This is a genomic window from Comamonas odontotermitis (assembly GCF_014207855.1).
Classification (GTDB): domain Bacteria; phylum Pseudomonadota; class Gammaproteobacteria; order Burkholderiales; family Burkholderiaceae_C; genus Comamonas; species Comamonas odontotermitis_A.
On the sequence record NZ_JACHKZ010000004.1, the window covers coordinates 43,233 to 67,738 of the forward strand.

At 58.8% G+C, this 24,506-nt stretch carries 23 protein-coding genes and 1 riboswitch; of the genes, 2 read left to right on the plus strand and 21 right to left on the minus strand.

Annotated elements, in window-relative coordinates:
• Positions 1-61 precede the first annotated feature (61 nt).
• Positions 62-574: an O-acetyl-ADP-ribose deacetylase gene (locus tag HNP33_RS04660; protein ID WP_184705806.1), complete on the plus strand. Its 513-nt coding sequence runs from the start codon at positions 62-64 to the stop codon at positions 572-574.
• 102 nt (positions 575-676) lie between these two features.
• On the opposite strand, the gene thiC is transcribed toward HNP33_RS04660, so the two are convergent.
• Positions 677-2,611, minus strand: coding sequence for a phosphomethylpyrimidine synthase ThiC (gene thiC, locus HNP33_RS04665; RefSeq protein WP_184705808.1), 1,935 nt, complete (start codon positions 2,609-2,611; stop codon positions 677-679).
• Positions 2,612-2,892: 281 nt separating this feature from the next.
• A riboswitch (TPP riboswitch) is annotated at positions 2,893-3,014 on the minus strand.
• A 225-nt stretch (positions 3,015-3,239) separates the two neighbouring features.
• On the opposite strand from thiC, the gene HNP33_RS04670 reads away from it, so the two are divergent.
• Positions 3,240-4,469 carry an ABC transporter substrate-binding protein gene (locus HNP33_RS04670; protein WP_184706074.1) on the plus strand — a complete coding sequence of 410 codons (1,230 nt, stop codon included), beginning with the start codon at positions 3,240-3,242 and terminating at the stop codon, positions 4,467-4,469.
• 83 nt (positions 4,470-4,552) lie between these two features.
• Here HNP33_RS04670 and HNP33_RS04675 read toward each other — a convergent pair whose 3' ends face one another.
• From HNP33_RS04675 to HNP33_RS04770, 20 genes are all read right to left on the minus strand, one after another.
• Positions 4,553-5,536 carry a branched-chain amino acid ABC transporter permease gene (locus HNP33_RS04675; RefSeq protein WP_184705810.1) on the minus strand — a complete coding sequence of 328 codons (984 nt, stop codon included), beginning with the start codon at positions 5,534-5,536 and terminating at the stop codon, positions 4,553-4,555.
• A gap of 10 nt (positions 5,537-5,546) precedes the next feature.
• Positions 5,547-6,431, minus strand: a complete 885-nt coding sequence (locus HNP33_RS04680) for a branched-chain amino acid ABC transporter permease (RefSeq protein WP_184705812.1) — start codon at positions 6,429-6,431, stop codon at positions 5,547-5,549.
• A gap of 44 nt (positions 6,432-6,475) precedes the next feature.
• Positions 6,476-7,672 (minus strand): ABC transporter substrate-binding protein, encoded by a 1,197-nt coding sequence (locus tag HNP33_RS04685; protein ID WP_184705814.1) that lies wholly within the window; start codon positions 7,670-7,672, stop codon positions 6,476-6,478.
• A gap of 158 nt (positions 7,673-7,830) precedes the next feature.
• Positions 7,831-8,538 carry an ABC transporter ATP-binding protein gene (locus tag HNP33_RS04690; protein WP_184706076.1) on the minus strand — a complete coding sequence of 236 codons (708 nt, stop codon included), beginning with the start codon at positions 8,536-8,538 and terminating at the stop codon, positions 7,831-7,833.
• 16 nt (positions 8,539-8,554) lie between these two features.
• Positions 8,555-9,325, minus strand: a complete 771-nt coding sequence (locus HNP33_RS04695) for an ABC transporter ATP-binding protein (RefSeq protein WP_184705816.1) — start codon at positions 9,323-9,325, stop codon at positions 8,555-8,557.
• 321 nt (positions 9,326-9,646) lie between these two features.
• Positions 9,647-10,129 (minus strand): DUF1178 family protein, encoded by a 483-nt coding sequence (locus HNP33_RS04700; RefSeq protein WP_184705818.1) that lies wholly within the window; start codon positions 10,127-10,129, stop codon positions 9,647-9,649.
• A gap of 3 nt (positions 10,130-10,132) precedes the next feature.
• Positions 10,133-10,450, minus strand: coding sequence for a DUF2818 family protein (locus tag HNP33_RS04705; protein ID WP_184705821.1), 318 nt, complete (start codon positions 10,448-10,450; stop codon positions 10,133-10,135).
• A 28-nt stretch (positions 10,451-10,478) separates the two neighbouring features.
• Positions 10,479-11,972 carry an NADH-quinone oxidoreductase subunit NuoN gene (gene nuoN, locus HNP33_RS04710; RefSeq protein ID WP_184705823.1) on the minus strand — a complete coding sequence of 498 codons (1,494 nt, stop codon included), beginning with the start codon at positions 11,970-11,972 and terminating at the stop codon, positions 10,479-10,481.
• A gap of 27 nt (positions 11,973-11,999) precedes the next feature.
• A complete protein-coding gene (locus tag HNP33_RS04715) occupies positions 12,000-13,469 on the minus strand; it encodes an NADH-quinone oxidoreductase subunit M (protein WP_184705826.1) in 1,470 nt (489 codons plus the stop codon).
• A 12-nt stretch (positions 13,470-13,481) separates the two neighbouring features.
• Positions 13,482-15,521 carry an NADH-quinone oxidoreductase subunit L gene (gene nuoL / locus HNP33_RS04720; protein ID WP_184705828.1) on the minus strand — a complete coding sequence of 680 codons (2,040 nt, stop codon included), beginning with the start codon at positions 15,519-15,521 and terminating at the stop codon, positions 13,482-13,484.
• Positions 15,522-15,549: 28 nt separating this feature from the next.
• A complete protein-coding gene (gene nuoK / locus HNP33_RS04725; protein ID WP_184705829.1) occupies positions 15,550-15,858 on the minus strand; it encodes an NADH-quinone oxidoreductase subunit NuoK in 309 nt (102 codons plus the stop codon).
• The gene (locus HNP33_RS04730) at positions 15,855-16,523 is read right to left on the minus strand and encodes an NADH-quinone oxidoreductase subunit J (RefSeq protein ID WP_184705831.1); all 669 of its coding nucleotides are present in this window, start codon (positions 16,521-16,523) and stop codon (positions 15,855-15,857) included. Before HNP33_RS04730 ends, nuoK begins: the two co-directional genes overlap by 4 nt.
• Before the next feature lie 35 nt (positions 16,524-16,558).
• Complete coding sequence (gene nuoI / locus HNP33_RS04735; protein WP_184705833.1) at positions 16,559-17,071, minus strand: NADH-quinone oxidoreductase subunit NuoI; 513 nt, start codon at positions 17,069-17,071, stop codon at positions 16,559-16,561.
• 15 nt (positions 17,072-17,086) lie between these two features.
• Positions 17,087-18,163 (minus strand): NADH-quinone oxidoreductase subunit NuoH, encoded by a 1,077-nt coding sequence (gene nuoH / locus HNP33_RS04740; protein ID WP_184705835.1) that lies wholly within the window; start codon positions 18,161-18,163, stop codon positions 17,087-17,089.
• Entirely contained in the window at positions 18,160-20,274 is a 2,115-nt protein-coding gene (nuoG, locus tag HNP33_RS04745; protein ID WP_184705837.1) for an NADH-quinone oxidoreductase subunit NuoG, read from the minus strand. Before nuoG ends, nuoH begins: the two co-directional genes overlap by 4 nt.
• 14 nt (positions 20,275-20,288) lie before the next feature.
• A complete protein-coding gene (gene nuoF, locus HNP33_RS04750; protein ID WP_184705839.1) occupies positions 20,289-21,644 on the minus strand; it encodes an NADH-quinone oxidoreductase subunit NuoF in 1,356 nt (451 codons plus the stop codon).
• On the minus strand, positions 21,641-22,132 hold the full coding sequence (nuoE, locus tag HNP33_RS04755; RefSeq protein ID WP_184705841.1) for an NADH-quinone oxidoreductase subunit NuoE: 492 nt from the start codon (positions 22,130-22,132) through the stop codon (positions 21,641-21,643). The genes nuoF and nuoE overlap by 4 nt, the downstream gene beginning before the upstream one ends.
• Positions 22,129-23,382, minus strand: coding sequence for an NADH-quinone oxidoreductase subunit D (locus tag HNP33_RS04760; RefSeq protein ID WP_184705843.1), 1,254 nt, complete (start codon positions 23,380-23,382; stop codon positions 22,129-22,131). Before HNP33_RS04760 ends, nuoE begins: the two co-directional genes overlap by 4 nt.
• A 27-nt stretch (positions 23,383-23,409) precedes the next feature.
• The gene (locus tag HNP33_RS04765; protein WP_184705845.1) at positions 23,410-24,018 is read right to left on the minus strand and encodes an NADH-quinone oxidoreductase subunit C; all 609 of its coding nucleotides are present in this window, start codon (positions 24,016-24,018) and stop codon (positions 23,410-23,412) included.
• An 8-nt stretch (positions 24,019-24,026) separates the two neighbouring features.
• Positions 24,027-24,506, minus strand: a complete 480-nt coding sequence (locus HNP33_RS04770) for a NuoB/complex I 20 kDa subunit family protein (RefSeq protein ID WP_021028558.1) — start codon at positions 24,504-24,506, stop codon at positions 24,027-24,029.

Sequence of the window (24,506 nt, forward strand, 5' to 3'; positions counted from 1 at the left end):
GAAACCCCGGGGCCCCTCTGCAAACCGCCTTTGTAGAGGCCCTCATTGCCGGACTCCTGCCATGCTCACCACTGCCATCCAAGCCGACATCACAACCTTGCAGGTGGATGCCATCGTCAATGCCGCCAACTCGTCGCTATTGGGCGGCGGTGGGGTCGATGGCGCCATCCACCGGGCCGCTGGGCCCGAGCTGCTGCACGAATGCCGATTGCTGGGCGGCTGCAAGACGGGAGATGCAAAGATCACGGGTGGCTACCGGCTGCCCGCCAGGCACATCATCCACACCGTAGGGCCTGTGTGGCGCAATGGCGAAAACGATGAAGCGTCGCTGCTTGCGGCATGCTACCGGCACTCGCTGGCCCTGGCCGAAAGCGTGGGCGCCCAAACCATCGCCTTCCCCAGCATCAGCACCGGCATCTATGGCTACCCCATTACATTGGCGGCGCGCATTGCTGTGGCAACCGTCAAGGCATGTGCAGGCAACGCGCCCGGCGTGCAATCGGTGGTGTTCTGCTGCTTTTCGGCCAGCGATCTGGAGTTGTACACGCAGGTACTGCACGAGCTGGCAGACTGAAGTTAAGTTAACGGCATCTTCAGGTAGTTGCTACCCAATAAATAGCAGCCAGCGCTTGACGGATTGGCGCTGGCCGCTATTTTCGGCTCTACCTCACACGGTTCAACGCGCTGTCGTATCCGATGCGATCGGAATGTAGAACTCGCCGCCCGTGCGGTTGAACTCTTCCGCCTTGGCCTGCATGCCCACCGAAATGCCCTGCTCCGCTGCCACGCCTTGCGACTTGGCAAAATCGCGCACTTCCTGGGTGATCTTCATCGAGCAGAACTTGGGCCCGCACATGCTGCAGAAGTGCGCCACCTTGGCGCTGTCCTTGGGCAGCGTCTCATCATGGAACGCACGCGCCGTGTCGGGATCCAGGCCCAGATTGAACTGGTCTTCCCAGCGGAAGTCGAAGCGCGCCTGAGAGAGCGCATCGTCGCGCGAGCGTGCGCCCGGGTGGCCCTTGGCCACATCGGCCGCGTGCGCTGCGATCTTGTAGGCGATGATGCCTTGCTTGACGTCGTCACGATCGGGCAGGCCCAGGTGTTCCTTGGGCGTCACATAGCACAGCATGGCGGTGCCGAACCAGCCGATCATGGCTGCGCCGATCGCGCTGGCGATGTGGTCGTAGCCGGGGGCGATGTCGATGGTCAGCGGCCCCAGGGTGTAGAAAGGCGCTTCGTGGCAGTGCTTGAGCTGCTCGGTCATGTTGGCCTGGATCATGTGCATGGGCACGTGGCCCGGGCCTTCGATCATGGTCTGCACATCGTGTTTCCATGCGATCTGGGTCAGCTCGCCCAGCGTCTTGAGCTCGGCAAACTGGGCTTCGTCATTCGCATCGGACGCGCAGCCCGGGCGCAGGCCATCGCCCAACGAGAAGCTCACGTCGTACTGCTTCATGATGTCGCAGATATCCTCGAAGTGCTCGTAGAGGAAGCTCTCGCGGTGGTGTGCCATGCACCACTTGGCCATGATGGAGCCGCCGCGCGAGACGATGCCGGTGCGGCGCTGGGCCGTGAGGTGGATGTATGCGAGGCGCACGCCTGCGTGGATGGTGAAGTAGTCCACGCCTTGCTCGGCCTGCTCGACCAGCGTGTCGCGGAAGATTTCCCATGTCAGGTCCTCGGCAATGCCGCCTACCTTCTCCAGCGCCTGGTAGATGGGCACGGTGCCAATGGGCACGGGCGAATTGCGGATGATCCAGTCGCGCGTAGTGTGGATGTTCTTGCCGGTGGACAGATCCATCACATTGTCCGCGCCCCAGCGGATCGCCCAGACCAGCTTTTCGACCTCTTCCTCGATGCTGGAGGTGACAGCCGAGTTGCCAATGTTGGCGTTGATCTTGACCTTGAAATTGCGCCCGATAGCCATGGGCTCGATCTCGGGGTGGTTGATGTTGGCCGGAATGATGGCACGGCCGCGCGCCACCTCGTCGCGCACGAACTCGGGCGTGATGATCTTCGGAATCGCTGCGCCCAGACTGTTGCCAGCCAGGCGCGCTTCGCGCGCCGCATCTTGCTGGTACTCGGCCATCCATTCGCGGCGGCCATTCTCGCGCAGCGCTACATATTCCATCTCGGGCGTGATGATGCCCTTGCGCGCATAGTGCATCTGGGTGACATTGCCACCGCTCTTGGCCCGGCGTGGCTGGCGCTGCAGCGCGGCAGCCTCGGCGCGCAGCTGGGCCACGCGTGCATCTTCCTCACCGCGCTTGCCGCCATCGTCCAGCGCAACGCGCAAGCGGCCGGCGTAGTATTCGCTGTCGCCACGCACTTCGATCCAGTTGCCACGCACGCTGGGCAGGCCGCTGCGCACATCGATCACCGCCGAGGGATCGGTGTACGGCCCCGAAGTGTCATACACGCTGACCTGCTCGCCATTGGTGAGCGCAATGTCGCGCACGGGCACGCGCAGCTCCGGGTGGATGGCGCCACTCAAATAGCTCTTGGTGGATGCCGGAAAAGGCTGACGGGATTGGGCCAGCAACTGGGCAAAGCGGGCTGCATCAGGGGCATTGCCTGCGGCGGGGGTGAAGATCGAATCGGGGGCGTTCATTGCAGTCTCCAAAAAGCGTATGAAGTTCATCAAACGCTCCGTGGAGTGCCGGCCCCGCTCTGATCTGGTGGTGATGGACTGGTGCCAAAACCATTCTGCACTGGAGGAGCCCTTTGCACTGGCTGGCCAATGCTGAGGCTCCCTCTGGAATCTGCCGACTCCAGCCAAGGCCGTTGCGCCCCGAAGACTCGCCCAAAAAAGACAAAACCCCAGTGCGCGAGGCGCCTGGGGTGTGCTGTGCCCGTGGATGGATGCCCCGCATCCTCTGGTCCAAGGGCCCTGCGTCAGGGTCCCGCTCTTCTTCCGCCGGCATGAACCGGATCAAGTTCGTCGGGTTCGCTAGTCAACAGTCTTGCAACTGCCTTTCGCATCTCAGCGCTTTCGCACACCCCGGAGCTGCGTGCAGTATAGCCGGTTCAAGCCTTACTGCGCCAGCCCTCCCGCCTCAATGCGTGCACCGCCCCCGCCCATGCATCGTTTGCCCTGTTTTGGTGCTTACCCCAGTAGGCGCTGCCCATTCCGCCTGCAACCATCGAGGCGCAGCAGCCCATGCGTGCCCCGCACTTGGCCGCCGCGCCGTACGCATGTCTTTTTTTGAACAAGGAGTACTCCTATGAATGTTCCTGCAATGCCACGCCTGCCCTCGCACCGCGCGCTCCCACACCGCAGGCGCGCAATAGCTGCAGCGGCTGCTGGCTGTGTTCTTACCTTGGTGGCCCAGGGTGTCCTGGCGCAGGACAAGGTGCGGATTGGTTTCATCACCGACATGTCCAGCGTCTATGCAGACGTGGACGGCAAGGGCGGTGCCCTGGCCTTGCAGATGGCGATTGATGACTATGGCGGCAAGGTGCTTGGCAAGCCGGTGGAGCTGATGGTTGCCGACCATCAGAACAAGGCGGACCTGGCCGCTTCCAAGGCGCGCGAATGGTTTGACCAGCGTGACATGCAGATGCTGGTAGGCGGCACCACATCCAGCACCGGCCTCGCCATGGCCAAGGTGGCCGAGGAAAAGAAGCGCCTCATCATTGTGAACGGCTCGGGCACATCGGCCCTCACCAATGACCAGTGCAGCCCTTACACCGTGCACTACGCCTATGACACGGTGGCGCTGGCAAAGGGCACCGGCGGCGCCATTGTGGGCCTGGGCGACAAGGACTGGTTCTTCCTGACCGCAGATTACGCCTTCGGCCATGCCCTGGAAGCCGATACCACCAAGGTGATCAAGGCGGCAGGAGGCCGCGTGGTTGGCTCGGTCAGGCACCCCATCAATGCATCGGATTTTTCGTCCTTTCTGCTGCAGGCCCAGAACTCCAAGGCACAGATCCTTGCCATGGCCAACGCAGGCGGTGACACCATCAACACCATCAAGGCAGCGCGAGAGTTTGGCGTGACCAAAACCATGAAGCTGGCTGGCCTGCTGCTCTTCAGCTCGGACATCCACAGCCTCGGTCTCAAACAGACGGAAGGGCTGATGTTCACCGACAGCTGGCACTGGGATCTGAACCCGGAAAGCCGCAAGTTCTCGGACCGCTTCTTCGAGAAATTCAAGAAGATGCCCACCTCGCTGCAGGCGGCAGATTACTCGGCCATGATGACTTACCTCAAGACTGCGGACAGAATCAAATCCACCGATTCAGACAAGGTGATGGCTGCACTCAAGGCGGAGCCCTTGTCTGATTTCTATGCCAAGGGCACCATCCGCCCCGATGGCCGCTACGCCCACGAGATGTACCTGATGCAGGTGAAGGCCCCTGCGGAATCGAAAGGCGCCTGGGATTATTTCAAGGTTCTCAAGACACTCAGCCCCGATGAGGTGTGGACCACCAAGGCAGAATCCACCTGCAAGCTCTGGAAGTAATCCACCCGCACCCAAACCAAAGGCCCGCATATGCGGGCCTTTGTCCATTGGTTCCACAGCGGAGCGACGCTGCGCAAAAAGTGCTATTTCTTGCGGCGGTCCACGAAGGCGATCAACTCGCCCATGATGCCGCGGCGGAAAGCCAGCACGCAGATCACAAAGATGAGGCCGGTGACAATGGTCACGGATTCACCCAGGGTGTTGAACCACTCCACACCCGTCCAGCGCGACAGCGCGCTGCCGATATCGCCGATCTTGTTTTCCAGGGCCACGATCACCGCAGAACCCACGATAGGCCCGGACAGCAGACCCAGGCCGCCCACCAGCGTCATCAGAATGACCTGGCCCGAAGCGGTCCAGTGCACGTCCGTCAGCGTGGCAAAGCCCAGCACGACCGTCTTGAGCGAACCAGCCAGCCCTGCCAGCGCTGCCGAGATGACAAACGCCAGCAGCTTGAAGCGATTGACATCGTAGCCTAGCGAGATGGCGCGAGGCTCGTTTTCCTTCAGGGCCTTGAGCACCTGGCCAAACGGTGAATGCACGGTACGCATGATCAGCAGGAAAGCCAGCACGACGATGACGAGAGCCACGTAGTACATTGCGAGGTCGCTCTCCAGGCTCAGCACGCCAAACAGCTTGCCGCGCGGCACGGCCTGCAGGCCATCTTCGCCGCCGGTAAACGGCATCTGCAGGCAGGCAAAGAACAGCATCTGGGCCAGCGCCAGGGTGATCATCGAAAAATAGATGCCCTGGCGGCGAATGGCCAGCCAGCCAAACACCAGCCCCAGCAACGCACCAAATGCCACCCCAAACAGAATGCCGAGTTCAGGCGTCAGATGCCATGTCTTGATGGTATGGCCCGTGATATAGGCGGCGCCACCAAAGAATGCAGCGTGGCCGAACGACAGCAGCCCGGTATAGCCCAGCAACAGGTTGAAGGCGCAGGCAAACAGCGCAAAGCACATCAGCTTCATGACAAACACCGGATAGGCGCCCATCAACGGGGCCGCAATCAGCCCCAGCAGCAGCAAACCGTATCCCCATTTGGCAAATTTCTTGGAATTCATCCCCTAGCCCTCACTTCGCTTTGCCAAACAGGCCCGCTGGGCGCACCAGCAACACAATCACCATGATCACGAATACCACGGTGGACGAGGCTTCCGGATAAAACACTTTGGTGAGGCCTTCAATCACACCCAGGCCCAGGCCAGTGACGATGGCCCCCATGATCGAGCCCATGCCACCAATCACCACCACCGCAAACACGGTGATGATCAGGTTCTGCCCCATGAGAGGCGTGACCTGGTAGACAGGTGCCGCCAGCACACCGGCGAAGGCGGCCAGACCCACGCCGAATGCATAGGTCAGCGTGATCATCAACGGCACGTTCACGCCGAAGGCTTCGACGAGGCGCGGGTTCTCCGTGCCGGCGCGCAGGTAGGCGCCCAGGCGCGTCTTTTCAATGACGAACCAGGTTGCAAAGCACACCACCAGGGAGGCCACCACCACCCACATGCGGTAATTGGGCAGCATCATGACGCCGACATTGGTTGCACCTTCGAGCAATTCAGGCGTGTCATAACCCAAGCCCGAGACGCCATAGATCGAGCGGAACACGCCCTCGATCAGCAGCGACAGGCCCAGGGTCAGCAGCAGGCCATAGAGGTGGTCGAGCTTGTAGATGTGGCGAAGCAGGAAGCGCTCGATAACCACGCCGATCACCCCCACCAGAAGGGGCGAGAGCAGCAGCATCACCCAGTAATTGACCTGGAAGTACGATGCGGCCATCCACGTGAACATGGCCCCCAGCATGAACAGTGCTCCATGTGCGAAATTGATCACATTGAGCAAGCCGAAGATAACTGCCAACCCCAGACTGAGGATGGCATAGAACGACCCATTGACGAGACCCAGCAGAAGCTGGCTCATCAAGGCCGGAACTGAAACACCAAAAATTTCCATGAGGGGCTCACGAATCAGTGGATGAACACGCGCCGGAATTCAGCTTATTTCCAGAGAGCGCACTTGGATTCGGCCTTGGTGGTCCACACCTTGTCCGCTGGCAAGGTCTGCAGCACCTTCAGGTAATCCCAAGGCTTCTTGGATTCGGCCTGCTTCTTGACCTCCACCAGGTACATGTCGTGGGCGTAGCGGCCATCGGGGCGGAGCACGCCCTTGCCGTAGAAATCGCTCAGAGGCGTGCTCTTGAGATGCGCCATCACCTTGTCGGCGTCCACCGTCTTCACGGCTTCGACGGCCTTGAGGTAATTCATCGTGGCAGAGTAATCTGCAGCCTGGATGTCTGTAGGCATGCGCTTGGTCTTGGCGAAGAACTTCTCGGCGAACTTGCGCGATTCGTCGTTCATGTCCCAGTACCAGCTGACGGTATGCAACAGGCCTTCGGTGTTCTTCAGACCCAGGCTGTGGATGTCGGTCAGGAATACCAGCAGACCAGCGGTCTTCATGGTCTTGTTGATGCCGAATTCCTTGGCAGCCTTGACGCTGTTGATGAAATCTCCACCTGCATTGGCCAGACCCAGCACCTGGGCCTTGGAGTTCTGTGCCTGCAGCAGGAACGAGGAGAAGTCAGAGGCATTGAGCGGGTGCTTGACCGTACCCACCACCGAGCCACCGCTGGCCTTGACGACGGCTGCGGTATCGTTCTCCAGCGAATGGCCGAAGGCATAGTCAGCGGTCAGGAAGAACCAGCTCTTGCCACCGCGCTCGACCACGGCACTGCCGGTGCCCTTGGCCAGCGCCATGGTGTCATAGGCGTAGTGCACGGTGTAAGGGCTGCACTGCTCATTGGTCAGAGCCGTTGCGCCAGCACCGTTGACGATGAAGACGCGCTTCTTCTCCTGTGCAATCTTGGCCATTGCCAGCGCGGTACCAGAGTTGGTGCCACCAAACAGCATGGTAACGCCCTGGGTATCCACCCACTCGCGCGCCTTGGATGCGGCGATGTCCGCCTTGTTCTGGTGATCGGCCGACACCAGTTCAACCGGCTGCCCCAGCACCTTGCCGCCAAAATCGTCAATGGCCATCTGGATGGCTACCGCGCCGTTCTTGCCCTCAACGTCTGCGTACAGACTGGACATGTCCGTGATGAAGCCGATCTTGACCTTTTCCTGCGCCTGGGCCGCGCCGGCAGCAAGGGCCATCAAGCAAGTGACCTGTGCAATGGTTTTGAGCTTCGCTTTCATATCTGTCTCCTGTAAAAACATTCCTGATCGGCCAGCAGTTGTTGTCCTGCTTTCTGCCAGCCTTGAAAAAGAGAGCGGCCAGCGCCTAGTGAGTGCGGGCATCCATAGTCTTCTGCCCCAAACCTAATCAAATCACGCGCTGCCAGCTATTATTTTTGTCAAACCCCCAACAAGGTGTTGAGCAGTGGCATCTTTGCCTCCAGCTCATCGGCACCAAACTGCTCGACGATCTGGCCGTGTTCCATGACATAGAGGCGGTCCGCCAGAGGTGCTGCAAAACGGAAGTTCTGCTCCACCATCACCACCGTGTAGCCCTTGGCGCGCAAGCTGACGATCATGCGAGCCAGCGCCTGCACGATCACGGGTGCGAGCCCTTCGGAGATTTCATCAAGCAGCAGCAGCTTGGCGCCCGTGCGCAAAATTCGAGCCACAGCCAGCATCTGCTGCTCACCACCCGACAGACGGGTGCCCTGGCTATGCTTGCGCTCGGCCAGGTTGGGGAACATCTCGTAGATTTCGGCGACCGACATGCCCGGCGTTCCCGTTTTCAGATCGGGTGGCAGCATCAGGTTTTCTTCACACGACAGGCTGGCGAAAATGCCGCGCTCTTCCGGGCAGTAACCCAGGCCCAGGTGGGCAATCCTGTGGGTCGGCATGTCGATGGTTTCAACGCCATTGACCTTGATCGAGCCCTTGCGAGCCCCCGTCAGGCCCATGATGGCGCGCATGGTGGAGGTACGCCCTGCCCCATTGCGCCCCAGCAATGTCACCACCTCGCCAGGCATCACGCGCATGTTCACGCCGTGCAGCACATGCGATTCCCCGTACCAGGCCTGCAGGTCGGAAATCTCCAATGCAGGCGTCATATTCTTGTCGTTCATCTCAGTGCGCTCCCTGCAGCTGGCCGTCCGTCGTGCCCATGTATGCTTCCATCACCTGCGGATTCTGAGACACCGTCTGGTAATCGCCCTCGGCCAAAATCGCGCCGCGCTGCAGTACGGTAATGCGATCCGCAATGGTAGAGATCACCTTCATGTTGTGCTCCACCATCAGGATGGTGCGGCCTGCCGATACCTTTTTGATCAGCTGCGTGACGCGATCCACGTCCTCGTGGCCCATGCCCTGCGTTGGTTCGTCGAGCAGCATCAGCTCGGGCTCCATGGCCAAGGTAGTGGCAATCTCCAATGCCCGCTTCTGGCCATAGGGCAGGTTCAGGGTCACCTCATTGGCCATGTGTGCCAGACCCACCTCGTCCAGCAGTTCGACGGCACGGCCGTTGAGGCTGTCGAGCGTGCGCTCGCTGCTCCAGAAATGAAAAGAGGTACCCAACTGGCGCTGCAGCGCGATCCGCACGTTTTCCATCAAGGTCAGGTGCGGAAAGACCGCCGATATCTGGAACGAGCGAATCACCCCGCGCCGTGCAATCTGCGCAGGCTCTTCCTTGGTGATATCGACACCATTGAAATGAATGACGCCCTTGGTAGGGGTCAGAAATTTGGTCAGCAGGTTGAAGCAGGTGGTCTTGCCCGCGCCATTGGGCCCGATCAACGCGTGGATGGATCCCCGCTGAACGGACAAATTCACGTTGCTGACCGCTGTAAATCCACGGAACTCCTTGGTGAGATCCTGGGTTTGAAGAATGACATCACTCATTGGCACTGCACCACTTCGCTTAAAAAAGTTCGGCGCATCCTTGCACGTAAAGGACACGCCGCTTCGACAATGCCCATGTTAGGAAAAACTATCAACAAGTCATAGTGGGGAAAGCCTGTAAGTACGCATGCGTAAGCGTTTTCCCGTGGGCGCCAGCTGCTCATTTTTTTATAGTCATCGGGGTGACATACAAGGCAGCTGTACGGCGCATGCCCCCGGAGGCACTCTTCCTCAAATGCTATGAAATGGGAAGCACAAAATGCAAACAGCCAGTGTATACCGGCTGTTTTTGGCGAGGCTGGCTTGGTAAAACGAGGGCGGCTACTGCAGACTGTGTTTTGCAGCCTCAGGCAGCAGCAATGGCAGAATCTCGATGCCGTCATCCGCCAGTGAGCGCCGCTCGTCTGCAGTCGCCGTACCGCGAATGGCTCGGGCTTCCGTTTCGCCCTCGTGCATCTGGCGAGCCAGCCCGGCAAAATCGGATCCTACGTCTTCGGTGTGGGCCACAATGTGGCGGGAGACCTCCAGCCATGCCTGCTGCAGGGCTTGAAGATCGGCCACCGGTGCAGCGGCATCACCCGAAGCCCCCTCACGAGAAATGCCAGCGGTAGGCTGGGCGGGAGCAGAGACAGTGTTGGATTTGCGCGCCAAACGTGGGGCACTCAGGCCTTTGACGATCTCGGCAGAGCCGCACATTGGGCAGCTGAGCCAGCCACCCTGTTGTTGCTGCTCAAACTCTGCATCAGAAGCAAACCAGCCTTCGAACACATGGTTCAGAGGGCAACGCAGATTGAGAACCTTCATGCGTTAGTCCGCCGAGCGGCTTTTGCGGGTCAGGTATTGGTAGACGAACCCTGGAAAGGCAAAAGTCAGAAACAGCGTGGCAGTGATAGCGTAAAACTCCCAGCCCTGAGAGCTGCGCTGCCCGGCCTTGCCCTCCAGCAGCAAGGCCAGAGCCCCTGTCAGCATATACAGCACAAGCAGCTCAACCAGCCGTATCCACAACGCCTTGCCACCTACCCTGCCCTTGGGCCCGATGGCGAAAAAACGCTGGTTGAGAAAAGGAATGTTGGCTGCGACAAAGCCCGCCACTATCACGAGCCAGATGGATGCAGTGATAGACATGCGGGCTTTCTTGCAGAAGGATTACAGCTTAGCTTGCCAGCGCGCGGAGCACGGCGTCGGTGCACAGCTTCATCAGACCACCGGGCACAATGCCCAGGATCAACACCAGTGCGCCATTGACGACCAGCACCGCACGGACATCCAGCGGGGCAGACACCTTGGCAGCGGTGATGGGCTTGTCAAAGTACATGACCTTGACGACACGCAGGTAGTAGAACGCGCCGATCAGAGACATGACCACCGCAAACACGGCCAGTGCAATGTACAGACCGCTGCCCGATGCCACCAGCGCCTGCAACACCGCCAGCTTGGAATAGAAGCCCACCAGCGGAGGAATACCAGCCATCGAGAACAGGCAGATGGCCATCACACCTGCATACAGCGGGCTGCGCTGGTTCAGGCCTGCAAAATCGGCAATCTCTTCACTCTCGAAACCTTCGCGGGCCAGCAGCAGCACCACGCCGAAGGTGGCCAGCGTCGTCAGCACATAGGTCACCACGTAGAACATGGCGGCGCTGTATGCGTTGCCAGCGGTAGCCGCCTCTACATTGCCATTGACCACGCCGGACATCAGGCCCAGCAGCACAAAACCCATTTGCGAGATGGTCGAGTACGCCAGCATACGCTTGATATTGGTTTGCGCAATAGCTGCCAGGTTACCCACCAGCAGCGACATGATGGCCAGTACCGCCAGCATCTGCTGCCAATCGATGGCCAGTGGCAACAAACCATCCACCAGCAGACGAATCACGATTGCAAAAGCGGCCAGCTTGGGTGCACCGCCAACGATGATGGTGACAGCCGTTGGCGCGCCCTGGTACACGTCTGGAACCCACATGTGGAATGGAACCACACCCAGCTTGAAGGCCAGACCGGCCACCACGAACACCAGACCGAAGACCAGTACCTGATGACGAATCAGGCCGGAATTCACCGCCTTGAAGACTTCGCCGATATCGAGCGAGCCGGTGGCGCCATAGATCATGGACAGGCCGTACAGCAGGAAACCCGAAGCCATGGCTCCCAGCACGAAATACTTCATGCCAGCTTCAACGGCTGTTGCGTTGTCTCGGCGCAGGCATACCAGCGCGTAGCTCGACAGGGTCAGCAATTCCAGACCCAGATAGATGATCAGGAAATTGTTGCCCGAGATCATCACATTCATGCCCAGCAAGGCCAGAAGGGACAGCGAGAAGTACTCGCCACCGCGCAGCATTTCGCGGTCACGCGCATAGCCTCGGCCATACACCAGGGTCACCGCCATGGCGATGGCTGCAAAGCACTTGAGCCAGTTGCCCATGGAGTCGGAAACCACCATGTTGCCAAAGGCGTAGAAGGTATTGCCCGCACTGGCGTACATGCCCGTGATCACAGCCACCACCAACAAAGTCAGCAGCGAGAGGATGTAGGTCACGGTGCGACCACGGCTCTTGACGCCAAGGTCCACCAAGGTGATGACGCAGCCCATCACCAACAGAACGATTTCGGGATAGATAGCCAGCCAGCTGATGTTATCAATCATCTCAAGTCTCTCAATTCTGTCCGGGCATCACAGCTTGGACGTGGCGACATGCTTGAGCAGGTCTGCAACCGACGCACCCATCACATCCGTGAATGGCGCAGGATAGATACCCATGTACAGCACCGCGGCTGCCAACACAGCCAGGATAAAGAATTCGCGGCAGCCGATATCCTTCAGCTCGCGGACATTGTCATTGGTTACCGGGCCAAAGTACACGCGCTTGTACATCCAGAGCGTGTAGGCCGCGCCCAGGATCAGAGCGGTTGCAGACAGCACACCGATCCAGAAGTTGAACTTGGTGGCCCCGAGAATCACCATCCATTCACCGATGAAACCAGCGGTGCCTGGCAGGCCGCAATTGGCCATGGCGAACAGCAGTGCAAAGGCGGCAAACTTGGGCATGGTGTTGACCACACCACCGTAGGCAGCGATTTCACGCGAGTGCACGCGGTCGTACAGCACACCGATACACAGGAACATGGCGCCCGACACAAAGCCGTGGGCAATCATCTGCACTATGCCACCCATCACACCGATGTCGTTGAAGATGAAAAAGCCCAGGGTCACAAAGCCCATGTGCGCCACCGACGAGTAAGCCACCAGCTTCTTCATGTCCTTCTGCACAATGGCAACCAGACCCACATAGACCACGGCAATCAGCGACAGCGCAATGATGAGCCAGGCCCACTTGTGGGCAGCGTCAGGCGCAATCGGCATCGAGAAACGCAAGAAGCCGTAAGCACCCAGCTTCAGCATGATGGCGGCCAGCACGGCAGAACCACCCGTAGGCGCTTCCACGTGCACATCAGGCAGCCAAGTGTGTACCGGGAACATGGGAACCTTCACCGCAAATGCTGCGAAGAAGGCAAAGAAGATCAGCGTCTGCTCTGTCATCGACAGCGGCAACTGGTGCCATGCCAGAATTTCAAAGCTACCTGCCTTGGTGTACAGGTACAGGATCGCGATCAGGGTCAGCAACGAGCCCATCAGCGTGTACAGGAAGAACTTGAAAGCCGCGTAGATGCGGTTGGGGCCACCCCAGATACCGATGATCAGGTACATCGGGATCAGCGTTGCTTCAAAGAACACGTAGAAGAGCAGGCCGTCCAGTGCAGAGAACACACCGATCATCAGACCCGACAGAATCAGGAACGCGCCCATGTACTGGTTGACGCGCTCCGTGATGTTCTCCCAGGAAGCCAGCACCACGATCACCGTGATGAAGGCCGTCAGCGGTACAAACCAGAAGGAGATACCATCAACGCCCAGGTAGTAGTTGATTCCAAAACGCGGAATCCAGGAGGCCTTCTCGACAAACTGCATCGCCGAAGTACCGAGCTGAAAGCCCGTGTACAACGGTATCGTGACCAGCAAGCCAGCCAACGCACCGATCAGGGCGATCCAGCGCACCATCTTGGCTTGTTCTTGCTTGCCGAAAGCCAACACCACCGCACCAAAGACGATGGGGGTCCAAATTGCAAGACTCAACAATCCCATTTTTCTTCTTCCTTACTTGTTGAGCAGCACAAAGTACGTCATGGCCAGGAAGATGCCCAGAATCATGACCAGTGCGTAGTGATACACATAACCCGTCTGCAGCCAGCGAACCAGAGCAGCGATACGGCCAACCACCTTCCAGGAGCCATTGACGATCAGACCGTCGATGAGTCCCTGGTCGCCCACCTTCCAGAACACATTGCCGAATACGCGCGCGCCACGGGCAAAGATGTTCTCATACACCCAGTCCACGCCATACTTGCCTTCCAGCACCTGGTACAGACCAATCTTCTGCGAAGCGCGCTTGATGGCTGCAGGAATCTCTGGCTTGACCATGTAGAAGATGAAGGACACCACGACACCTGCCAAGGCCAGCCAGAAAGGCGCAGCCGTAAAGCCGTGCAATGCCATCGGCACCCAACCGTGAATCTTCTCGGCCAGCTCCGCCATGGCACCGTGCTTGGAGCCATCGACATAGATCACGCCCTTGAAGAAATCGCCAAACAGCATGGGCATCAGTGCGATGGCGCCGATCACCACCGAAGGGATGGCCAGCAGCACCAGAGGCAAGGTCACAACCCATGGCGACTCATGCGGCTTGGCATCGTGTCCATGGCCATGATGGTCATCATGACCATGGTGGTCGTCATGGTGCGCATCGGGGTTCTGGTCGTAGCGCTCCTTGCCGTGGAACACGATGAAATACAGACGGAACGAGTAGAACGCAGTGATGAACACACCAGCCAGCACGGCAAAGTTGGCAAAGCCGGCAGCAGGCAGGTTCGAAGCGTGCACCGCCTCAATGATCGCGTCTTTCGAGTAGAAACCCGAGAAGAATGGCGTACCGATCAGCGCCAGATTACCCAGCAGGAAGGTGATCCAGGTGATGGGCATGTATTTGCGCACGCCACCCATCCAGCGGATGTCCTGGTTGTGGTGCATGCCCATGATCACGGAACCGGCTCCAAGGAACAGCAGCGCCTTGAAGAATGCGTGGGTCATCAGGTGGAACACCGATACCGAGTAAGCCGATACGCCCAATGCAATGGTCATGTAACCCAGCTGCGACAGCGTGGAATATGCAATCACGCGCTTGATGTCGTTCTGGATGATGCCCAGAATGCCCATGAACAGCGCAGTGATCGAACCAATCACGAGGATGAAGTTGAGCGCAGCGTCCGACAGTTCATACAGCGGCGACATGCGCGATACCATGAAGATGCCGGCAGTCACCATGGTAGCCGCGTGGATCAGTGCCGAGATGGGGGTTGGGCCTTCCATCGAATCAGGCAGCCAGGCGTGCAACGGGAACTGTGCCGATTTGCCCATGGCACCAATGAACAGGCAGATGCAGATCACGGTCATCAACGACCAGGTGGTACCCGGCAGAGTGATGCCAGCCAGCTCGTTGGTCTTGGCAAAGATTTCGGTGTAATTGAGCGTGCCAGTGTAGGCTGCGATCAAGCCAATTCCCAGGATGAAGCCAAAGTCACCGACGCGGTTGACCACGAAAGCCTTCATGTTGGCGAAGATGGCGGTTTCCTTCTTGAAGTAGAAACCGATCAACAGGTACGACACCAGACCCACAGCTTCCCAGCCGAAGAACAGCTGCAGCAGGTTGTTGCTCATCACCAGCATCAGCATGGAGAAGGTGAACAGCGAGATGTATGAGAAGAAACGGTCGTAGCCGTCATCTTCTGCCATGTAGCCAATGGTGTAGATGTGCACCATCAGCGACACGAAGGTCACCACGCACATCATCATTGCTGTAATGGAATCGATCATGAAGCCGATTTCCATCTTCAGCGAACCCACCGTCATCCAGGTGTAGAGCGTCTGATTGAAGGTGGCACCCTCAAACACAACGCTTTGGAACGTCATCGCCGAGATGACGAAAGCAATCAGCACACCCAGGATGGTGAGCGAGCGGCTACCGACACGGCCAATACGGTTGCCACCAAATGCGGTACCGAATATGCCTGCCAGCAAAGATCCTGCGAGCGGAGCCAGAGGCACCGCCAACAGTGTTGAAGCAGAAAGGGTTTGACTCATTCTTCTTAACCTTGCAAGTATTGGTGCCTCAACCCTTCAGGGCATTGAGATCTTCCGCATCAATAGTGGATTTGTTACGGAACAGCAGCACCAAGATAGCCAAGCCAATAGCCGACTCCGCAGCGGCAACCGTCAAAATAAAGAACACGAAGATCTGTCCGTGCATGTCTCCCAAATAGTGGGAGAAGGCAACGAAGTTCATGTTCACCGCGAGCAGCATCAGCTCGATGGCCATCAGCAGCACAATCAGGTTCTTGCGGTTCAGAAAGATTCCGACCACAGACAGAGCAAACAGCATTGCTCCCAGAGTCAAAAAGTGACCAAGTGTCAGTGTCATGCCTTCTTCTCCTCGGTTGCGGCAGCTTCTTGCACCACAGGGGCAGCAGGCTTCACCGTCTCCACCTTCACCAGCTTCAGACGATCTTCGGCACGCACGCGCACCTGCAGGGAAGCATCAATCGCCTTGGAATCCTTGCGGTGGCGCAGTGTCAGCGCAATCGCAGCAATCATGGCAACCAGCAGGATCACGGCAGCGATCTGCACGGGGAACAGGTACTCGGTGTACAGCAGCGTACCCAGTGCCTTGACGTTGCTGTAGGGAATGACCTTGCCAGCAGCATCCACCACCGTTGGAATCACCTTGGGCTCATCCACCATGCTGAAGCCGCCAATGAGCACGACACCCATCTCAAAGGCCACAATCGCAAAAATCACAGCGGCGAGCGGAAAGTTCTTCCAGAAGCTCTTGCGCAATTGATCGATGCGGATATCCAGCATCATCACCACGAAGAGGAACAGCACCATCACGGCGCCCAGATACACCATCACCAGAACGATGGCCAGGAACTCAGCCTTGAGCAGCAGCCAGATACCAGCGGCCTGTGAAAACGCCAACATCAGGTGCAGCACAGCATGCACCGGATTTGGGGCAGTAACGACCCGGAATGCCGCGTATAGCAGCACCACCGAGAACAGATAGAAAAAACCAGTTGTGACGTCCATGTGGGGCTCTTTTCAATCAGTCTCCAAGCGCCGCCTTAACGGTACTTTGCGTCCGCAGCCTTGGCTGCAGCAATTTCAGGTTCGTAACGGTCGCCCACGGCCAACAGCATTTCCTTGGTGAAATACAGGTCGCCGCGCTTTTCACCGTGGTATTCCAGAATCTGGGTCTCCACGATCGAATCAACGGGGCAGCTTTCTTCACAGAAGCCACAGAAAATGCACTTGGTCAGGTCGATGTCATAACGGGTGGTACGGCGCGAGCCGTCATCACGCACATCCGACTCGATGGTGATCGCCATGGCAGGGCAAACGGCCTCGCACAGCTTGCAGGCAATGCAACGCTCTTCTCCGTTTTCATAGCGACGAAGGGCGTGCAGACCACGAAAACGTGGAGACAGGGGCGTCTTTTCCTCGGGGAACTGAACGGTGATCTTGCGCGCAAAGGCGTAGCGACCGGTCAGGGCCATGCCCTTCATCAATTCCCAGAGCATGAAGCTCTTGAAAAAATCCTTCACCGAGAAAGTGCGGGGTGAAACTGCAGTAGTCATGTTGTGTGCCTCCGCTTACTTCCAGATGTTCCAGGGCGACAGCAGCCAGCCGCCGACAAAGACCAGATACACCAGGGTCACGGGGATGAAGATCTTCCAGCCCAGACGCATGATCTGGTCATAACGGAAACGCGGGAAAGTCGCACGGATCCAGATGAACATCGACACCACCAGGAAAGTCTTGGCAGCCAGCCAGATCCAACCGGGGATGAACGACAGGAATTCGAAAGGTGGCAGCCAGCCGCCCAGGAACATGATCACAGCCAGGATCGACACCAGCCACATGCTGGCGTATTCGGCCAGAAAGAACACTGCAAAGCCCATGCCCGAGTATTCAACCATGTGACCGGCCACGATTTCGGCTTCGCCTTCCACCACGTCAAACGGGTGACGGTTGGTTTCGGCCACGCCCGAGATCAGGTAGACGATGAACATCGGCAACAAGGGCAGCCAGTTCCATGACAGGATGCTGGCACCGGCCGAAGCCATCATGCCCTTGCCCTGCGCAAGCACGATTTCGGTCAGGTTCATGCTGCCCGTGACCATGATGACCACCAGGAAGCAGAAGCCCATTGCGATTTCATAGGACACCATCTGGGCTGATGCGCGCAGCGCCCCCAGGAAGGCGTACTTGGAGTTCGACGCCCAGCCGGCGATGATTACGCCATAGACTTCGATCGAGGTGATTGCCATCACCAGCAGCAAACCAACATTGACGTTGGCCAAGGCAACATCAGGGCCGAAAGGAATCACCACCCACGCGGCCAACGCAGGCATGATGGCCATGATAGGACCCAGACGGTACAAGCCGGAGCTGGCAGCCGTCGGGGTAATGATTTCCTTGGTCGCCAGCTTCAAGCCATCGGCCAGAGGCTGCAGTAGACCGAAAGGACCCACACGGTTGGGACCGTAGCGTACCTGCATGAAGCCCAGCAGCTTGCGCTCCCAAAGCGTCAGATAGGCCACCGCGCCCATCAGGGGCAGCACGATGCACAGGATCTTGATCAGGTTCCAAATCACCGGCCAGACCAGCGTAGACCACCAGCCTGCTGCGATCAGTGTCAGACCGCCGTTGTAAATCGCGTCAATCATGGTGCCACCACCTCCGAGGATTGGCGGGCATCCGCAGTCATTTGCAGCGCAGGCGCACGACGCACGATTCCATCCAACTGGTAAATGCTTGCGACAACGGGCTCCTGGCTTGCAGGTGCCGCTACCGCCATATTCGTCTTGGTACTGTTGGAGAGCAACTCAGCAGGAACCTGGTCTTGCGAGCGCGTGGCCACAGCCAGCACATCCTGGGACGACTCGAAATCCATGCCTGCTGCACCGAGCAGATTGCCCAGCACGCGCAGCACCTTCCAGGCTGGCCGTGCATCGCCCAAGGGCTTGACGACGGCATGGAAGCCCTGCACGCGGCCTTCGGCATTCACGAACGAGCCCGATGTCTCGGTAAATGGAGCAACCGGCAGCAGTACATCGGCGATGTCCATGTTGGCCTTGAACGGGCTCAGGCTCACTACCATCTCGCAGCCCTGCAGACCATTGCTGCCAGCGGCCGAATCGAACGCAGGTTCCGTATTCAGCAAAATGGCTGCCTTGATGCCGCCAGCCAGCATTTGGCCCGCATGGAGGCCCTGCCCTTGCGGCACGGCACCCACCCATTGCGCACCCACCGTATTGGCCGCTTCCGTAAGGAAGCCGACGGTCGCACCCGTCTGGGTACCAATCCAGTTGGCGATCGCCAGCAAGGTGCTGGCTTGCGCATGGTGCGCTACCGCATTACCCAGCAGGATGGCCTTCTGCTCACCGCTTTGCAGTGCGCGAGCGATCTCGATGGCTTCAGGAGTGACGGTGCCTGCGTTGTTTGGCGCCTCGATGGCCTTGGACTGAGCGATGGCTGCAGCGACTGACGACAGTGCATAAGCCCATTGCGCGGCAGGAGCCAGCAGCTGGTGAGCCACAGGCATGGCCAGATCGAAAGCCTTGGCATTGATCGTGGCAACCACCGCCCCCTTGCGGGCAGCCTGGCGAATACGCTGTGCGAACAGCGGGTGTTCCTTGCGCACGTTCGAGCCCACCACCAAAGCAGTGTTCAGGTCCGACAGCGAAGCAATGGAGCGGCCCAGCCAGCGAACACCGTCGTCTTTGGCAAATTCGGCATTGCGCAGGCGGTAATCGATATTGCGGCTGCCAAGGCTGCGCACCAACTCGCCAGCCAGGAACAGCTCTTCCAGTGTGCTGTGCGGGCTGACCAATGCACCCAGCGCCTCGACACCATGATCGCGCTGCACGCCCTTGATGCCATTGGCAACGTATTCCAGCGCGACCTGCCAGCTGACTTCCGACCACTGACCGCCTTGCTTGATCATGGGCTTGGTCAGGCGCTCTTCGCCGTTGAGCGCTTCGTAGGAGAAGCGATCACGGTCAGCGATCCAGCATTCGTTGACGGCATCGTTCTCGAAAGGAACGACGCGCATCACCTTGTTGTTCTTGACCTGAACGATCAGGTTGGCACCCGTGGAATCATGGGGCGAGACAGACTTGCGGCGCGACAGCTCCCAGGTACGGGCGCTGTAGCGGAAAGGCTTGCTCGTCAATGCACCTACGGGGCAGATGTCGATCATATTGCCGGAGAGCTCGGAATCCACCGTATCACCCACCACCGTGGTGATCTCGGAGTGCTCGCCGCGGTTGACCATGCCCAGCTCCATCACGCCGGACACTTCCTGTCCAAAGCGCACGCAACGGGTGCAGTGGATGCAGCGGCTCATCTCTTCCATGGAAATGAGCGGGCCCACGTTCTTGTGGAAAACCACACGCTTTTCTTCCTGGTAGCGCGAGCTGCTGCCGCCGTAACCCACGGCCAGATCCTGCAGCTGGCACTCGCCACCCTGGTCGCAGATCGGGCAATCCAGCGGGTGGTTGATGAGCAGAAACTCCATCACCGATTGCTGGGCCTTTACCGCCTTGTCCGAGGTGGTGCGCACAACCATGCCTTGCGTCACCGGCGTGGCACACGCGGGCATGGCTTTGGGAGCCTTTTCCACATCCACCAGGCACATGCGGCAGTTCGCCGCGATCGACAGTTTCTTGTGGTAGCAGAAGTGGGGAATGTACTTGCCCGCAGCGTCAGCCGCGTGCATGACCATGCTGCCTTCCGCGACTTCGACCTTCTGACCGTCTATTTCAATTTCAACCATATGCTCACTCGCGATCAGGAAGAAGCAGCGGTCTGCTTTTCAGCAGCGTTGATCTTTGCTTCGAATTCATGGCGGAAATGCTTGATCATTGCGCGCACCGGCATGGCAGCCGCATCGCCCAATGCACAGATCGTGCGCCCCATGATGTTGCCGGCCACGGAGTCCAGCATGTCCAGGTCTTCCTTGCGGCCATGGCCATGCTGGATGCGATCCACCATACGCCACAGCCAGCCCGTGCCTTCGCGGCAAGGCGTGCATTGGCCGCAGGACTCGTGCTGGTAGAAGTACGACAGACGCAGCAGGCTCTCGACCATGTCGCGCGAGTCGTCCATCACGATGACAGCGCCCGAGCCCAGCATGGAGCCGGCCTTGGAGATGGAGTCGTAATCCATCGTGCATTCCATCATGATGTTCGCAGGCAGCACTGGCGCGGAAGATCCACCAGGAATCACGGCCTTCAGCTGGCGACCCGTGCGCACACCACCAGCCAGCTCCAGCAGCTTGGAGAATGGCGTGCCCAGCGGAACCTCGTAGTTGCCGGGCTTGTTCACATCGCCACTGACCGAGAAGATCTTGGTGCCGCCGTTGTTTGGCTTGCCGCACTCCAGATAGGCCTGGCCACCATTTCGGATGATCCAGGGCACCGCAGCAAAGGTTTCGGTGTTGTTGATGGTGGTGGGCTTGCCGTAGAGGCCAAAGCTCGCAGGGAAAGGTGGCTTGAAGCGAGGCTGACCCTTCTTGCCTTCGAGCGATTCGAGCAGAGCCGTTTCCTCGCCGCAGATGTAGGCGCCAAAACCATGGTGCGCGTGCAGCTGGAAGCTGAAACTGCTACCCATGATGTTGTCACCCAGGTAGCCGGCCGCACGGGCTTCTTCCAGGGCAGTTTCAAAGCGATCGTAGACCTGGAAGATTTCGCCGTGGATGTAGTTGTAACCCAGCGAAATACCCATCGCGTACGCGGCAATGATCATGCCTTCGATCACGATGTGCGGGTTGTACATCAGGATGTCGCGGTCCTTGCATGTACCGGGCTCGCCCTCGTCCGAATTGCATACCAGATGCTTTTGACCGGGGAAGTTGCGGGGCATGAAGCTCCACTTCAGACCGGTAGGGAAACCTGCGCCGCCACGGCCACGCAGACCCGATTCCTTCATGGTGGCGATCACCTGGTCTTGCGTCAGACCTTCGCCGCCATCCTTGCCCAGGAGCTTGCGCAGGGCTTCATAGCCACCTCGTGCCTCGTAGTCCTTGATCGACCAGTTGGTACCGTTCAGGCCCGCATAGATCTGCGGATCGATGTGGCGGTCGTGGAAACAGGTTTCAACGCCAGTTGCCTGGAACTGCTTGAGAATTTGCGAGGATGTCGTCACTTGGTGTCCTCCGCTGCGCGCAATCCGTCCACCAGCTGGTCCAGTTTCTCGTTATCCATGAAACTGCACATATGGCGGTCATTGACCAGCAGCACCGGCGCATCGGCGCAGGCGCCCAGGCACTCGGATTGTTCGACGGTGAACACGCCATCGGCGGTGGTATCACCCATCTTGATGCCCAGCTTGTCTTCAAGGTGCTTGAGCGCCTCGCGGCCACGGCGCAGCTGGCATGGCAGGTTGGTACATACGCTCAGCTTGTATTTGCCGACCGGATGCTGGTTGTACATGTTGTAGAAGGTGGTCACTTCATGCACGGCGATTTCCGGCATTTCCAGGAATTCGGCGATCACCGCCTCGCTCTCCTGGCTGACCCAGCCCTCTTCCTGCTGCACGATCGACAGGCAGGCCATGACGGCCGACTGCTTCTGCTCTGCCGGATACTTGGCAACTTCGCGTGCAAAACGTGCTTTTGTTGCTTCGGTAATCATCGGTCAACATCTCCAAACACGATGTCCAGGGTGCTCAGCACCATCACGGCGTCAGCCAGCATGTGGCCGCGGCTCAACTCGTCAAGAGCGGCCAGATGCACGAACCCCGGTGGACGAATCTTCATGCGATAGGGCTTGTTGGCACCATCGCTTACCAAATAGATGCCGAACTCACCCTTGGGGTGCTCCACAGCCGCATAAGCCTCACCCTCAGGCACCTTGAAGCCTTCGGTGAAGAGCTTGAAGTGGTGGATCAGCTCTTCCATGTTGCTCTTCATCGCTTCGCGGTCTGGAGGAGCAACCTTGTGGTTGTCGGTAATCACCGGGCCAGGGTTGGCGCGCAGCCAATCCACGCACTGCTTGACGATGCGGTTGGACTGGCGCATTTCCGCCACACGAACCAGGTAGCGGTCATAGCAGTCGCCCGTCGTGCCCACTGGCACATCGAACTCCATGCGGTCATAGACTTCGTAGGGCTGCTTCTTGCGCATGTCCCAAGCCACACCAGAGCCGCGCAGCATCGGGCCGGTCAGGCCCAGGCTTAGCGCACGCTCGGCATCGACCACGCCGATACCGACGTTGCGCTGCTTCCAGATGCGGTTGTCGGTCAGCAGGGTTTCATACTCATCGCAGCACTTGGGGAAGCGCGCTGTGAAATCGTCGATGAAGTCGAGCAGCGAGCCCTTGCGGTTGCTGTTCATCAGCTCCAGCGACTTGGCATTGCGCACCTTGCTGGCCTTGTACTGCGGCATGCTGTCCGGCAGATCGCGGTACACACCACCAGGACGGAAGTAGGCTGCATGCATGCGGGCGCCAGAGACGGCCTCATACATGTCCATCAGGTCTTCACGTTCGCGGAAGGTGTAGATCAGAATGGTGGAGCTGCCACCGTCATTGCCCGAAGAGCCCAGCCACATCAGGTGATTCATGATGCGGGTGATTTCGGAGAACATCACGCGGATGTACTGCGCACGAATGGGCACTTCCAGGCCCATCAGCTTTTCGATGGCCAGGCAGTAGGCGTGCTCATTGCTCATCATCGAGCAATAGTCCAGACGGTCCATGTAAGGCAACGACTGGATGAAGGTTTTGCTCTCGGCCAGCTTTTCGGTGGCGCGGTGCAGCAGTCCAATGTGTGGGTCAGCGCGCTGCACCACTTCACCATCGAGCTCCAGCACAAGACGCAGCACCCCGTGTGCTGCAGGGTGCTGGGGACCGAAGTTGAGTGTGTAGTTTTTGATTTCAGCCATGTTTTTTCATCGTGAGGACCGAATGCCTCAGTGCAGGCCTCCGTAATGCTCTTCACGAATAATGCGGGGCGTGATCTCGCGCGGCTCGATAGAGACAGGCTCGTAGATCACCCGACCCTGCTCCGCGTCGTAACGCATTTCGACATGGCCGGACAGCGGGAAATCCTTGCGGAAAGGATGGCCGATGAAGCCGTAATCCGTCAGGATGCGACGCAGATCGGAGTGACCTTCGAACACAATGCCATACAGATCGAAGGCTTCGCGCTCAAACCAGTTGGCCGACGCCCACAGGTTGCTCAGCGTATCGACAACCGGAAAATCATCGTCTTGGCAGAACACGCGCACGCGCACACGCTGGTTCAGGCTCACCGACAGCAGGTGAGACACCACCGCATAGCGCGGGCCATCAGTGCCCACATCCTTGTATGCGGAGTAATCCACACCGCACAGGTCCATCAGCACTTCAAACTTGCACTCGGGCGCATCGCGCAGCAGCTGCATGGTCGCCAGATAGTTCTGGGCAGACACTTCCACCGTCACCTCATCCAGCGCCAAGGTCACGGAACGCGCCTTGTCGCCCAGCACACGGGCAATGTTTTGTTGCAGCACAGTCGGCTGTATCAGTTCAACACTCATTCCGACTCCTAGGCGCGCGCAATGGTATGGGTGCGGCGAATCTTCTGCTGCAGCTGGATGATGCCGTAGATCAGCGCCTCCGCAGTAGGAGGGCAACCCGGGACGTACACATCCACCGGAACAATGCGGTCACAGCCTCGCACCACCGAATAGCTGTAGTGGTAGTAGCCACCGCCATTGGCGCAAGAGCCCATCGAGATCACCCAGCGCGGCTCGGCCATCTGGTCGTACACCTTGCGCATGGCAGGAGCCATCTTGTTGCACAGCGTGCCTGCCACAATCATCAAATCCGCCTGGCGCGGGCTCGCGCGGAACACTTCGGCACCAAAGCGGCCGATGTCATAACGCGCTGCAGCTGCGTGCATCATCTCGACCGCGCAGCATGCCAAACCAAACGTCATGGGCCAGATCGAGCCCGTCTTGGCCCAGTTCACCACCGAGTCGTAGCTCGTGGTGACAAAGCCTTTTTCCAACACACCTTCAATCAT